Raw genomic sequence first — 14261 nt, 5'->3', positions numbered from 1 at the left:
TAACCAAACATTAACACCTATGGTTGTTTTTATGTAATCTTTAATAATTTAAGAATTTTATCAACTTCTAATTCTGTAGATTCGATCGTGATATTTTGAATGATAAAATCACTTTTTGAAATGCGCTGTTCATCAGTCCACTGCGCCTTAATCCGTTTCAAAACAAGTTCTTTTGTAGTGTGATCTCGAGCAATTACGCGCTGTATCCTTGATTCTAAAGGAGCTGTGACAGTTATTATATAGTCACAATTTTTATAATTACCGCTTTCAAATAAAATAGCTGCTTCATAAATAATTATAGGATGATCTTGCTGTAGAGATAACCACTGCGAAAAATGTTTTCGAACTGCTGGATGTACTATACTGTTAAGATTTTCTAATTTTTCAGTATTATCAAATACAATTTTGGCTAATTCTTCTCTGTTCAATGTATCATGATCAAAAACAGTAGTGCCAAAGACTTTTTTGATTTCGGCTATAATGGTTTGAGATTCCATAATTTTCCTAGCTTCATCATCAGCAATATAAACAGGCACACCATGTGATTTAAAATGATTTGCAATGGTCGTTTTCCCGCTTCCAATACCTCCAGTTAAACCTACTATTTTAGTCATACTACACTTTAAAAAATAATTCTGGAAATGCAACTTGTGGTTTCTGCTTCAAAATAATAATCTTGTAATACGATTTCATAAAACCTGTTCCATATCCGTAAAATTGTTTCCAAACCGCTATCAGCGATAAATATGCAATTTTAATACTTTTATTTTGGTACGCTGATGTTAAAAATAGCACCAAAAAGTAGACAAAATACAGTTGTAAGGGCAAATCAAAATTAAAAATAAGCATTACTAGAAAGGAACAAAAGAGTCCAATTATAAATACGGATGGAAAGAAAAAAGTAAGCTTATTGTGTTTTGGATACCAACTGTTAAGTATTGGCCTTGCTTTGCCAAATTTATTCACCTGAGCAGAAAATTTATCCCAATCAATTCTTCGCTTGTGGTACACGTAGGCATCAGGAATCAGTCTGGTTTCAAAACCCAAATTCCACAATCGAATAGACAAATCAGGATCCTCGCCAGGATGAATATTTCCAAAACCATTTGAAGCTTCAAATGCTCTTCGAGACAATCCCATATTGAAACTTCTAGGTTGAAACTTATCTATTTTCTCTGAACCACCGCGAATTCCGCCAGTAGTCAAGAAAGAAGTCATTGCAAAATTGATAGCTTTTTGAATATCTGAAAAACTGTCTAAAGCCCTATCTGGACCACCAAAACAATCTACAAAGTTTTTACTTAAAGCTGCATCAACTGCTGATAAATACTCTTTTGGAATAATACAATCTGAATCAAAGATGATAAAATAGTCACCTCTGGCTTTTTTCATTCCATAATTTCGAGAATCTCCAGGTCCTGAATTTTCCTTAAAATAATAGGAAATATCAAGTCTGTCTCCATATTTACTAGCAACATCCTTGGAGGCTAACGTAGATCCATCTTCTATTAAAACAATTTCAAAAATATCGGTATAAGTAGACTGGGACAAGCTCTCTAAAAGTTCATCCACTTCATCTGGACGATTATAAACTGGAATAATTAAGGAAAATAACATAACGTAGAAATGTGGTATTAAAGAAATTTTAAAGCTCAAAAAATTTTAACAAAGATAATCTTTATCCATAAAAAAACCATCAACAATTAAGTGATGGTTTTAGATATATTTCGTTTGCTAGAGTACCATTAACTTATACTGTCAATGTGAACCAATTCATTTGTATCCGTTTTATAATCAATTCCTTCTACGTCAAATCCAAATAAATTATAAAAATCCTTTCTGTATCCTTCTAAATCTCCTATTTTAGATAAATTTTCAGTTACAGCCTCAATCCACAATTTTGCTACTTTTTCTTGAACATCAGGACGCATTTCTAAATCATCAATGCGAATTCTTCCGCTTTCATCAACTGGAATTTCAGTACCAGTATACAATCTTTCTTGATACAAGCGTTGAATTTGTTCAATACATCCTTCATGAATTCCTTCTTCTTTCATTATTTTATATAATAAAGAAATATACAATGGAATAACCGGAATGGCAGAACTAGCCTGCGTTACCAGCGCTTTATTTACCGAAACAAAAGCTTTTCCATCAATGGCTTTTAAGCTATCTGTGATTGCAAATGCCGTTGCTTCAAGATGATCTTTGGCACGACCAATAGTTCCTTTTCTATACACTGCCTCTGTTAATGAGGGTCCAATATAAGAATAAGCTACAGTTGTAGCGCCAGGAGCCAGCAAGTTTTCTGCTTTTAAAGCATCAATCCATATGGCCCAATCCTCGCCGCCCATTACGGCAACTGTATTTTCAATATCGTCACCACTACACGGTTCAATAGAGATTTCAGAAACTTTACCCGAATGAAAATCGACTGTTTTATTAGTAAATGTTCCTCCAATTGGTTTCAAAGTAGAACGATGCAAAACTCCAGTAACTGGATGCAGACGAACTGGCGACGCTAAACTATAAATAACTAAGTCCACTTGTCCTAAATCGGCTTTTATAAGGTTTATTGTTTGTTGCTTTACTTCATTAGAAAAGGCATCTCCGTTGACACTTTTTGCATATAAACCGGCAGCATGCGCCTCTTGTTCAAATGCTGCAGAATTGTACCAACCTGGCGAAGCTGTTTTTCCTTCGGTTGGAGGTTTTTCAAAAAACACCCCAATAGTTCCTGCATTCGAACCAAACGCACTTGTGATTCTCGAAGCCAACCCAAATCCAGTTGAAGCTCCAATCACCAAGACTTTTTTAGCTCCGTTTATCGCTCCTTTTGATTTGATATATTCTATTTGATTTTTAACATTTTGCGCGCATCCTGTAGGGTGAGAAGTCGTGCATATAAATCCTCTCATTCTTGGTTCTATGATCATATTCTTGCTTATTCGTTTTTATAAATTTTATTAAAATTGTTCGATTATAATTAAAAAAAGACTCGTTTTAAAAGAAACAAATATAGAAGAAAATATTAGTTCAACAAGGCCTTGGCATGATTTAAGGCCGAATCAGAGACAACGGTTCCTGATAACATTTGAGCAATCTCTACCAATCGCTCCTCGTCATTTAATAACTTTAATTCAGATAATGTATCATCGCCAACCGTAGATTTAAATACTTTGAAATGCGCATTTCCTTTGGCAGCAATTTGTGGCAAATGTGTAATGGCAAAAATTTGCATTTCCAGACTCATCTCTTTCATAATTTCTCCCATTCTAATGGCAATTTCTCCAGAAACTCCGGTGTCAATTTCGTCAAAAATCAGCGTTGGTAATTTCGAATATTTCGCTAATATGGCTTTAACAGCGAGCATAATTCGCGACATTTCTCCACCAGAAGCAACTTTTTTTAATAATCCAAAATCAGTTCCCTTATTTGCAGAAAATAGAAACTGAAGGGAATCTTTACCATTTTGAAAATACGTTTCAGTTGCATTAATATCAATATTGAATCGAACATTTGGCATTCCAAGTGTTTCTAAAATCGTGGTAAGCTGTTGCGATAAAACAGGTACAGAATCCAATCTATTAGCATGAATAGTATTCGAAAAAGTGTCTAGCTCTATTGTTTTTTGCTCAATAGCAACCGTTAACGCTGCAATATCTTCTTCCATGCTACCTAATTCTAAAACTGAATTTTCAAGGTTAGATTGAATTTCTAGTAATTCCGCTACAGTTGAAACTTGATGTTTCTTTTGCAAATTAAAAATCACTTGAAGCTTTTGACTAATCAAATCTAATTGTTCCGGATCATTTATCAACTTTTCTGCACTGCGATTCATTTCGCTTGCTATATCATCAAATTCGATGGTAATACTCGTAATTCGCTCCAACAAAGAATGATATTCTGAAGAAAATGGAGCGATCTTTTGTAAGGAAACCTTAATTTCATTCAAATTATGCAATACTCCTATTTGATCTTCATTGGCAATAGCCAACGATTTATCAATTGCTTCTTTTATCACTTCTACATTGTTCAACTGCTCAAAATCTGCCTCAAGCAATTCTTGTTCCCCTGCTTTTAATTGTGCAGCAACTAGCTCATCTAATAAAAAAGTATTGTATTCTTGTTCTTTTTTAGATTCGCTTTGTTTTTTTAAAAGCGAATTTAATTTCGATTTATCCGATTTATAGCTTTTTAAAACCGCCTGATATTCAATTATAGTTTCTTTATTATTGGCAATGGCATCGATAATCTCGAACTGTACATTTTCATCTGAAAGTTCTTGGGTTTGCTGTTGCGAATGAATATCAATCAAGAACAAGCTCAATTCCTGAAGCTCTTGAAGGTTGACCGGACTATCATTGATAAAAGCACGAGATTTCCCAGACGGAAGAATTTCACGTCTAATTATGGTCTCATTCTCATAATCTAGATCGTTTTCTTCAAAGAATGGAATCAAATTGTATTTTGAAATTTCAAAATGTGCCTCTATAACACACTTTTCTTCTTTGTTTTTTAAAGAAGTTAAATCGGCTCTTTTACCTAAAACCAAACCTATTGCTCCTAATATAATTGATTTTCCAGCTCCAGTTTCTCCAGTTATTATTGAAAAACCTTTTGAAAAATCGATGGACAATTTTTCAATTAAAGCATAGTTTTTTATCGAAAGTGACGTTATCATTTACTGTTGTATTTTGTGATGTGAAACTGAATTACCTAAAAATTGAAAACCAATTAATATTTTATCAGCATCCATTTACTTGAATTCAAAGGAGAGACTTTATTCAGATTATTGACCAAATCAGAAATGGTAATGCTAGGACCACCAGAAAAAATAGACACAATTTCATCTGATTTAGCATCGAAGAAAACACGAGTCAAAAAAGCGTTTGGTCGTGCAGTATTTAGTTTAACTAAATCACTAACAGATACTTTTACTTTATCTTTGGAGGCTTTCAAATCTCGATGCATCAAATCTAAACCAGTATGATAGTCTAGCATGGTTTGACGTATTTGTTTAAAAGCAGGTGATAAAATATCGTTAACTAAAAAGTATCGATTTTGATTTCCGTCAGCCTGACTCCATCCTTTTGAACCGCCTTGTTGAGCAACGTTTAGTATGTTTTGAGCCGTTTCGAAGTAAAAATTTCCAGATTCAGAAACAAATGTGTCTGCATCCAATCCTAAAATCATATAGCTGTAAAAGGCCAAAACTGAAACTAAATTTGAATCAAATGTTGTCGGACTAAATACTAAATTTTCAAACTCGGTATATCTAAAATTAAAATCCTTATCGTTATAATTTAATACTGGAGACGAATACGACGAATTAAATATTGGTCTTGACGATTGAACTTGAATGGTGGCTGTAAATTGATCAGAACTATTAGCCGAAACCGTAATGTACATCGAACAATTAATTTTTTCGTTTTGCTTTACTGCTTGACCTGTCCAATCTGTTTTGTTTACAAATTCACTAATTGATGTTTGCAACGTTTTAAAAACTTGTTGATTGGTTACGCTCAGTTTCTGAGAATCTACTGTTACAATGCAGTTCAATTGTTGTGCCTTTGTAAATCCAAAAGTAAAAAGAAGCAAAAAAATAATTATATTTTTCATCTGTAGATTTGTATTGTTGTAGAACGGTTGGCAATTGTTCAAACCTAGCATTTGTATTACAAATCCGTTTCACTTATTTCGATAAATGATTTTTTACTTTTTGTAAAATATCATCAGCAACTGCTTCTTTCGATTTCAATTCCATGGGTTCAATATTCAAATACTTATCAATAAAGGTAACTTTATTTGTTGGTTTACCAAAACCTGCCCCTTGATCTTGAAGCGAATTTAAAACAATTAAATCTAAGTTTTTTTTCTGAATTTTCAAGATGGCATTTTCAATTTCATTCTCTGTTTCTAAAGCAAAACCAATCAAAAACTGATTTATCTTGCGCTCTCCCAAAGATGCTAAAATATCTTTCGTTTTTTCGAGCTCAATTGAAAAATTATCTGCTGTCTTTTTTATTTTTTGGTTTGCAACATTTTTAGGTCGATAGTCGGCAACGGCAGCTGCAGCAATTGCCACGTCTATATCATTGTATACATCATGACAGGCATCATACATTTCTTGTGCAGAAACAACATTAATGACCTGTATCAATGGATTTGAAACTTTACAATTAGTAGGACCTGAAACTAAAATTACAGACGCTCCTAAATTAGCAGCACTAATGGCTATATCAAAACCCATTTTACCTGATGAGTGATTGCCTATAAAGCGAACCGGATCAATTGATTCGTATGTTGGACCGGCAGTGATTAAGATTTTTTTACCTTTCAGCGGCAGTTTACTGTTTAAATCATCTTCAATAAAAGCCACTATATTTTCTGGCTCTGCCATTCTTCCTTCACCTGATAAACCACTTGCTAATTCACCACTTTCAGCAGGAATTATTGTATTACCAAATTGAGTTAAACTAGAAAAATTTGCAATAGTAGAGGGATGTTTGTACATATCTAAATCCATTGCAGGAGCAAAATAAACAGGACATTTAGCTGATAAATACGCCGCTACTAATAAATTGTCACACGTACCATTTGTCATTTTCGACAAGGTATTGGCAGTAGCTGGAGCAATTACCATTAAATCTGCCCAAAGTGCTAGTTCAACATGGTTGTTCCATTTTTCATTTTCATCATCTTGATTGTAAAAACTGGAATGTACTGGATTTTTGGATAAAGTTGATAATGTAAGCGGTGTTACAAAATCCTTGGAAGCAGGTGTCATTATCACTTGGACATGTGCACCTGCTTTTATAAAAAGTCGAACTAATGTTGCTGTTTTATAGGCTGCAATTCCACCAGAAATTCCAAGTAGAATTTTCTTACCGCTTAAAACTGACATAGAACTATTATTTATTAGAATCTCTGTGGTATATTTTGCCATCTAACCATTCTTGAACAGCTAAAGCATGTGGCTTTGGTAATTTTTCGTAAAATTTTGAAACTTCAATTTGCTCTTTGTTTTCAAAAACTTCTTCAAGACTGTCATTATATGTAGCAAATTCTTCCAGTTTCTCTGTCAATTCTTTTTTAATTTCAGAGTTAATTTGGTTTGCTCTTTTAGCCATAATTGTTATCGCTTCATATACGTTACCAGTAGGCTCTTCAATAACAGTTTTGTTGTATGTTATTGTATTTACTGGAGCATTCGTCTTTTTTAAATCCATGACTTTTTTTATTTAGTAAATTTTTGTAAATCTTTGTCTATTCGAGCTAACATTTCAGTTGCCTCTTGCTTGTATTTAGTATCTGCTTTAAACTTAACCAAGTTTATCTGAGCTGCTTTTGCAACATTTAAACGCTCTTCCATTTTTGAAGGAATACTGTTAATTGCTAATTTATAAGCTGAATCTAATTTGTAGTACAACGCGTCTTCTTTATACGGAGTTCCTGGGTAATCAGCAACAAAATTCTCTAGTGCAACAATTGCTGATTTGTAATCAGAAATTGTGTTGTACCCTTTTGCGTTTTCATATACCTTTTGTTCAATTTTTTCGCTCAGTATTTTTACAGCTGCATTTGCTTCTGCCAAGTATTGCGAGTTAGGATAATTATCTATAAAGGCTTGTAGTTTATCTAATGCTTTGGTTGTGTCTGATTGGTCTAAGCTGTACACGGGAGACAACATGGAGTAACTTTTTGCTCCTAGATAGGCAGCTTCTTCAAGTTTTTCACTTTTTGGATAACCCGAAACAAAACTTTCAAATTGATAACCTGCTAATGTATATTGTTTTGTTTTGTAATACGATTGAGAGAACATATAAAACAATTTTTCCGCTTGAGGCTTTCCTCTGTAGGCTGGGGCAATTTGTTCAAAAATACGAATAGCTTTAGAATATTTCCCAGCATCATATAATTTAGTCGCCATTTCGAATTTTACAGCAACGTCTTCAGATTTTAATGCTTTTTGATATTCGTTGCAGGAACTAAACAAAGCTACTAGCAATAATAAAGATACTATTTTTTTCATTTTTTTACTTTTTTGATGATTTCTTGGTTGAAATAATCCTTAAAATCATACCGAAGTTTCGGTGGCAAATTTAGTGATTAATTTAGCGACTTCAAAATATATTTTTTGTTTAAAAAAAGCTTCTTTTTTATCCTTTTTTACTAATTTTTTGGACAAATTCATCAATTCTAACAGCAAGTGAATTGTCTACCTTTACAAGTGGTAAACGCACTGTGTTTTCTGCTATTCCTAAAGAATGAAAAACCTGTTTGATTCCTGCTGGATTGCCTTGCTCAAAAATCATATCAATACAATCTGCTAAAAGGTACTGCGATTTGAATGCTTCATCGACTTTGCGATTTAAACCCAACCGAATCATTTCGGAAAATTCTTTGGGAAAACCTTGCCCTATTACAGAAATAACACCGGCTCCACCAGCCAAAACCATTGGTAAAGCGATCATATCATCCCCAGAAATTACTAGAAAATCTTCGGGTTTGTTTTTTAATAGTTGCATTGCTTGTACCATATCTCCCGCAGCTTCTTTTATGGCCACAACATTTGTAAAATCGTTGGCTAAACGCACTACTGTAGAAGGTAACATATTACTAGCAGTTCTTCCGGGAACATTATATAAAATTACAGGGATTGGCGATGCTTCAGCAACTGCTTTAAAATGCTGATAGATTCCTTCCTGCGTAGGTTTATTATAATATGGTGAAACAGAAAGTATCGCCGCAAATGCTGACAAATCTCTTGTCTTTAACTCTTCAACAACTTTTAAGGTATTATTCCCCCCTACTCCAAGTACTAATGGCAAACTACCATTGTTTGCTTCGATTACAGTTTTAATTACTATTTCTTTCTCATCTTGGGATAATGTTGCATTTTCAGCCGTTGTACCCAAAACCACCAAATACTCAATTCCTCCATCTATCGAAAAATGTACAATTCTTTTTAATGCTTCGATGTCTAAAGAAAAGTCTTCTTTAAATGGGGTCACAAGAGCAACACCAGTTCCTATTAATGCTTGCATATTATCATTTATATTTTGTTAAGTATTTTTAAATATTTGAATAACTCGCTTATGAAAAGTTTAAAATCACTCCCATCTGTTTGAATCATAAAATGATTCAATCTTTTATCAATCGACGAAAATCCAACTTTGAACAATGCCCGTGAGCTGTGGGTAACTTTTAGTAGAATTGTCTTTTCTATATTGTAATAACTTATTAATAAATCGAATTCCTTATTGACAAAATCATTGACTTCTACCGAAGATATTTTTCCATTCCATCTTAAATGTTTTGCTCCAAAAGCAATTCGTTTTTTAGTTTCTAATGTATTAAAAGCATCACTGTAAATGATGACTGATATATTCTCTGCAAGGATTCCGTTGACTTCCAGCTGTTTCACTAAAGATTCTGTCTCGCTAAAAACACTTGCATCTACAAGTACTCCAATTTTTTTTATAGCCTGAATAGATTCACTATTTTTTAAATTTTGAAAGCTTTTTTTTAATGTTTTTTTTACAATAAAATCTTTAAAATAATTTAAAAACATAGTACTTTTACTTGATTACAAAATTAATTAATTAAGTCGCATTTAAAATGGTAAATCTAAAAAAGTATAACGATGTTTCTAAACTTTTTGTTATATTCTTAACATTTTTTTTTGTTGCTTCCTGCAGCAAACAAAACTACAACGTTACTAAGATCGAAGGAAAACGGATTACAATTACTGAAAAAGAAAACCAAGTTCCTGAAATTGAAAATTTTATCAAACCATATCGAGAACATATCAATAATGATTTAGACAGTATTTTAGCGTATTGCCCAGAAACATTAGATAAAAGTACTGGAAAATGGCAAACTACAATTGGAAACCTAATGGCTGATGTTACGTTAAGTAGAGGAAACACTGTTTTTCAATCCCAAGAAAAAAAGAATATAGATATTTGTTTACTGAACAGCGGCGGTATTCGTTCGATACTACCAAAAGGTAATGTTACAGCTAGAACGGCTTTTGAAATAATGCCTTTTGAAAATAGTTTGGTTGTCATTGCATTAAAAGGAGATCAAATTATTGAAATGGTTGATTTCTTTATCGCTGAAAAAAAATCACATCCGTTAGCAGGAGTCACTTTTACAATTGACAAAAATAAAGTTGCCAAAAATATTCTCGTGCAAGGAAAGCCAGTTCAAAAAGAAACTATTTATTATGTAGGAACCAATGACTACTTGTCTAATGGTGGGGACAATATGAACTTCTTTAAAAAAGGAGTTCAAAAATTTGATTTACAATACAAGTTGCGAAATATACTAATTGATTATTTTAAAGAAGTAGATACCATACCTGTAATAAAGGATATCAGAATTACAGAAGAATAAAAAATTCGAATTTAGATAATAAAATAGTTTTAGAAAACATAAAGCCCTAGCCCCGATTGAAGGGAAAATCATTTTTTATCGTTTTTCACGATAAAAAATATTGCACCAAAAAGCGGGAAATAGCTCCAAAAAAATATAAAATGAAAAGAAGAGAATTTATAGAAAAAACAGCTGCAAGTTCAGCTTTACTTAGTTTAGGTTTATCATTAAGTAGTTTTGAAACTTCACAGAAAAAACACCTGACCGTGTTACACACAAATGATGTACACAGTTATATTGATCCATTTCCTGCGGATCATCCCAGAAATGCTAATATGGGCGGTGTAGCAAGAAGGGCAGCCTTAATTGAAATCATTAGAAAAGAGAACCCAAATGTATTACTACTTGATGCAGGCGATATTTTTCAGGGAACTCCGTACTTTAATTATTATGGTGGAGAATTAGAATTTAAATTGATGAGTATGATGCAATACGATGCATCGACCATAGGAAATCACGATTTTGATAATGGTGTAGAAGGCCTGTACGCACAACTACCGCATGCTAAATTTGAGTTTCTATCTGCCAACTACGATTTTAAAAATACCGTTATGGACGGACAGGTAAAACCATATAAAATTTTCAATAAAAACGGTATTAAAGTAGGTGTTTTTGGACTTGGGATTGAACTTGCAGGATTAGTTGACAAAGGCATGTACAAGGAAACCGTTTATAATGATCCTATTGAGGCCGCTCAGGATATGATACGTATATTAAAGAAAGAGCAACATTGTGATTTAGTTATATGTTTGTCGCATCTGGGATATAAATATCGAGATGAGCCTAATAAACTTTGTGACTTAAATTTGGCCGAAATGACGCAGGATATTGACTTAATTATTGGCGGACACACACATACTTTCCTCGATAAACCAACTGTAGTAAAGAATCAAGTTGGCAAAGAAGTATTAGTAAACCAAGTAGGTTGTTACGGTATTAACCTTGGAAGAATTGATTTTTATCTAGACAACGATAAAGCTAAAGCCTTTGAAGGGAAATCGTTTATTGTTTAACAGTAATCGATTTATTTCAGTTTTTTGTTACTAATAATGGTCTTATTAACTACCTGCTTTTTGAAAGTCGTTTAATTGCTCAGCATCCATTACAAATTTGTAAAAAGTATAATAACTAGTGGCAAACAAAACCATACCCAACGGCCTTAAATAGGTTGGCGGAAAATCAGCTAAAAAACATTTTTCAATAAAAACTATAAAATACAAGGCTATCGACACTAATCCAAAAATGGATAACCACGGAGTATAACTGTCTAAATTCATAAAATAATTAGACAAAACAAGGCCAGCAAGAATAGATACTAAAATGTTTTGCACTACTAACGGAAAAAACTGTCTTTTGTAATTTCATCTGAAATGGTGAGTAAATATGAAAAAACAAAAATAAAGGGAACAGTCGCGATTATAACTGGCACAAAATCTTTTATTTTGTTTAATTTAACGACACAAAATATAATTAACATCCTATGAATCAGAATACTAACCAATCCTATATTTAAAAAGAGTTCTGAATCAAAAAGAATAAGAATACTGGTCAACAACAAAAAAAACAGAGTACATAAAAAAAGCCAACTTCTTTCCTTAGAACTTATCCAATACAAATACATTAACAGTAGTGCTACCAATGGTTTGAATGCAAAAACAATTGCTTCAAATGAAAATAGATTAGCTAAAACTTCAACAATAACAACCGCAAAAAACAACCAAACAATGGTCTTGTCTTGAAAAAAACTATTTTTTGGGGTTTGTATTTTCATGTTTTTTCACTGAATTAAATTCATAAAATCATCTTCTGAAATTATTGAAACATTTAGTTTATTCGCTTTTTCTAATTTGGCTGGACCCATACTATCACCTGCAACTACATAATCTGTTTTAGCAGAAATAGAACTTCCTACTTTTCCTCCATTATCTTCAATTGCCTTTTTTAAATCATCACGAGAAAATTTTTCGAAAACTCCTGAAACTATAAAGATTTTTCCGGAAAGTTTTTCAGTAGCATTTAGATTTATCTTCTCTATAATTTCAAATTGAATATCGAATTTCTTGAGCCTCTCAATGATTACTATATTTTCTTGATTTTCAAAGAATTCAACTACACTTTGCGCAATTCGATCTCCAATTTCATCGACTAAAACCAAATCGGATACCGATGCGTGACTCAAGGCGTCAATATTTTTATAATGCTTGGCCAGTTTTTTAGCGACCGTTTCTCCCACGAATCGAATGCCTAATGCAAACAAGACACTTTCGAAAGGTATGTGTACTGAGTTTGCTACTCCTTTTACCAAATTTTCAGCTGATTTTTGAGCCATTCGCTCCAAAGGAAGAATTTGATCTACTGTCAATTCATATAAATCAGCATAATTATGAACCAATCCATTATTGAAAAGCAAAGCTACCGTTTCGCCTCCAAGTCCTTCTATATCCATTGCTTTCCTTGAAATAAAATGCTGGATCCTCCCTATAATCTGCGGTGGACAACCATAAAAGTTAGGACAATAATGGTTTGCTTCGCCTTGACTTCTCACTAATTCAGTCTGACATTCCGGGCATTGTGTAATGTATTTTGTTGGCTCTGTATTTCCTGGGCGTTTGCTTAAATCAACAGCTATAATCTTAGGAATGATCTCTCCTCCTTTTTCTACAAAAACAGTATCATCTATTCGAATGTCTAATTTTTCAATTTGATCTGCATTGTGTAACGAAGCTCTTTTTACAATTGTTCCCGCTAATTGCACTGGTTCTAAATTGGCGACAGGAGTTATAGATCCGGTGCGACCTACTTGATAGGAAATTGAATTCAACCGTGTAGCAACTTGTTCTGATTTGAATTTATAGGCAATAGCCCAACGCGGTGATTTTGCAGTATACCCTAATTCCTCTTGATGGTGAAAAGAATTTACTTTGATCACAACTCCATCTGTTTCATATGGCAGATTGTGCCTATGAACATCCCAAAATGCTATAAATTCGAAAACCTCTGATAAATTTTGAGCTAGTTTAGTTTCCTTTGGAACTTTAAAACCCCAATTTCTGGCAGTTTGCAATCCATCAAACTGTGATTGAAAAGGAAGGTTATTTCCAATTAAAAAATACAGGAGACAATCTAAGGATCTTTTGGCCACCTCGGCACTATCTTGCAATTTTAAACTACCAGAAGCTGTATTCCTGGGATTAGAATACGGTGTTTCACCAATTTCTATCAAATCTTGATTCATTTTTTCGAAAGCAGCAAATGGTAAAATAATTTCACCACGAACATCAAATATAGCCGGAAAATTGCCTTTCAATTGCAACGGAATCGATTTTATGGTTTTAATATTGTTGGTAACATCATCCCCTTGGAAACCATCTCCTCGAGTCACGGCACGTTTTAATTGTCCGTTTTCATAAGTAATACTTATTGATGCACCATCATATTTCAATTCACACGTATATTCGAGAGGGACTGCCCCTAAAACTTTTTGAATACGATTTTCCCACTCTATTAAATCTTCCTTCGAATAGGAATTATCTAAGGAATACATGCGATGGTCGTGAGCTACTGTTTGAAAATTTTTTGTAATAGCACCCCCCACTCGCTGAGATGGTGAATTGGCATCAAAATATTCCGGGTATTTATTTTCTAAATCTTGAAGTTCTTTTAATTTTAAATCAAAATCAAAATCTGAAATTAATGGTGTGTCCAACACATAATAATTATAGTTGTGTTGGTTTAATTCTTCCCTTAATTTTTGAATTGAATTTTGAATATCCATAGAAATAAAAATTGGCTATTTTAGTTTTGAAAAAGTGTACTAA

General features: G+C 33.1%; 15 protein-coding genes. 2 read left to right on the top strand and 13 right to left on the bottom strand.

Annotated features, from left to right (window positions below):
* Window positions 1-29: 29 nt before the first annotated feature.
* The 10 genes from coaE to ACNQGO_RS05890 all read right to left on the bottom strand — a co-directional run bounded on the left by coaE (window position 30) and on the right by ACNQGO_RS05890 (window position 9577).
* Entirely contained in the window at window positions 30-614 is a 585-nt protein-coding gene (coaE, locus tag ACNQGO_RS05935) for a dephospho-CoA kinase (RefSeq protein ID WP_417967878.1), read from the bottom strand.
* 1 nt (window position 615) lies between these two features.
* A complete protein-coding gene (locus ACNQGO_RS05930; protein ID WP_417967877.1) occupies window positions 616-1617 on the bottom strand; it encodes a glycosyltransferase family 2 protein in 1002 nt (333 codons plus the stop codon).
* A 128-nt stretch (window positions 1618-1745) separates the two neighbouring features.
* On the bottom strand, window positions 1746-2936 hold the full coding sequence (gene fabV / locus ACNQGO_RS05925; protein WP_417943299.1) for an enoyl-ACP reductase FabV: 1191 nt from the start codon (window positions 2934-2936) through the stop codon (window positions 1746-1748).
* A gap of 95 nt (window positions 2937-3031) precedes the next feature.
* Complete coding sequence (recN, locus tag ACNQGO_RS05920) at window positions 3032-4684, bottom strand: DNA repair protein RecN (protein WP_417984662.1); 1653 nt, start codon at window positions 4682-4684, stop codon at window positions 3032-3034.
* 53 nt (window positions 4685-4737) lie between these two features.
* On the bottom strand, window positions 4738-5622 hold the full coding sequence (gene porD, locus ACNQGO_RS05915; protein WP_417984661.1) for a type IX secretion system protein PorD: 885 nt from the start codon (window positions 5620-5622) through the stop codon (window positions 4738-4740).
* A gap of 73 nt (window positions 5623-5695) precedes the next feature.
* Window positions 5696-6907, bottom strand: coding sequence for a bifunctional phosphopantothenoylcysteine decarboxylase/phosphopantothenate--cysteine ligase CoaBC (coaBC, locus tag ACNQGO_RS05910; RefSeq protein ID WP_417984660.1), 1212 nt, complete (start codon window positions 6905-6907; stop codon window positions 5696-5698).
* Between the two features lie 7 nt (window positions 6908-6914).
* On the bottom strand, window positions 6915-7232 hold the full coding sequence (locus ACNQGO_RS05905; RefSeq protein WP_026709525.1) for a DNA-directed RNA polymerase subunit omega: 318 nt from the start codon (window positions 7230-7232) through the stop codon (window positions 6915-6917).
* 8 nt (window positions 7233-7240) lie between these two features.
* On the bottom strand, window positions 7241-8035 hold the full coding sequence (locus tag ACNQGO_RS05900) for an outer membrane protein assembly factor BamD (RefSeq protein ID WP_417948075.1): 795 nt from the start codon (window positions 8033-8035) through the stop codon (window positions 7241-7243).
* A 127-nt stretch (window positions 8036-8162) separates the two neighbouring features.
* Window positions 8163-9050 (bottom strand): 4-hydroxy-tetrahydrodipicolinate synthase, encoded by an 888-nt coding sequence (dapA, locus tag ACNQGO_RS05895; protein WP_417984659.1) that lies wholly within the window; start codon window positions 9048-9050, stop codon window positions 8163-8165.
* 8 nt (window positions 9051-9058) lie between these two features.
* On the bottom strand, window positions 9059-9577 hold the full coding sequence (locus tag ACNQGO_RS05890) for a DUF6913 domain-containing protein (RefSeq protein WP_417984658.1): 519 nt from the start codon (window positions 9575-9577) through the stop codon (window positions 9059-9061).
* Between the two features lie 47 nt (window positions 9578-9624).
* On the opposite strand from ACNQGO_RS05890, the gene ACNQGO_RS05885 reads away from it, so the two are divergent.
* Both ACNQGO_RS05885 and ACNQGO_RS05880 read left to right on the top strand, forming a co-directional pair.
* Entirely contained in the window at window positions 9625-10404 is a 780-nt protein-coding gene (locus ACNQGO_RS05885; RefSeq protein WP_417984657.1) for a 5'-nucleotidase C-terminal domain-containing protein, read from the top strand.
* A 140-nt stretch (window positions 10405-10544) separates the two neighbouring features.
* The gene (locus ACNQGO_RS05880) at window positions 10545-11456 is read left to right on the top strand and encodes a bifunctional metallophosphatase/5'-nucleotidase (protein WP_417984656.1); all 912 of its coding nucleotides are present in this window, start codon (window positions 10545-10547) and stop codon (window positions 11454-11456) included.
* 45 nt (window positions 11457-11501) lie between these two features.
* Here ACNQGO_RS05880 and ACNQGO_RS05875 read toward each other — a convergent pair whose 3' ends face one another.
* The 3 genes from ACNQGO_RS05875 to ligA are packed head-to-tail and all read right to left on the bottom strand — an operon-like array spanning window position 11502 to window position 14218.
* Window positions 11502-11720: a hypothetical protein gene (locus ACNQGO_RS05875; RefSeq protein ID WP_417984655.1), complete on the bottom strand. Its 219-nt coding sequence runs from the start codon at window positions 11718-11720 to the stop codon at window positions 11502-11504.
* A 56-nt stretch (window positions 11721-11776) separates the two neighbouring features.
* Window positions 11777-12214, bottom strand: coding sequence for a hypothetical protein (locus ACNQGO_RS05870; RefSeq protein ID WP_417947811.1), 438 nt, complete (start codon window positions 12212-12214; stop codon window positions 11777-11779).
* Between the two features lie 6 nt (window positions 12215-12220).
* Complete coding sequence (gene ligA, locus ACNQGO_RS05865) at window positions 12221-14218, bottom strand: NAD-dependent DNA ligase LigA (protein WP_417984654.1); 1998 nt, start codon at window positions 14216-14218, stop codon at window positions 12221-12223.
* Window positions 14219-14261: the final 43 nt, after the last annotated feature.

The sequence above is a fragment of the Flavobacterium frigidum genome (genome assembly GCF_048286735.1).
Lineage (GTDB): Bacteria > Bacteroidota > Bacteroidia > Flavobacteriales > Flavobacteriaceae > Flavobacterium.
The sequence above is the reverse complement of the archived record's forward strand: the minus strand, read 5'-3'. Positions and strand labels throughout refer to the sequence as shown.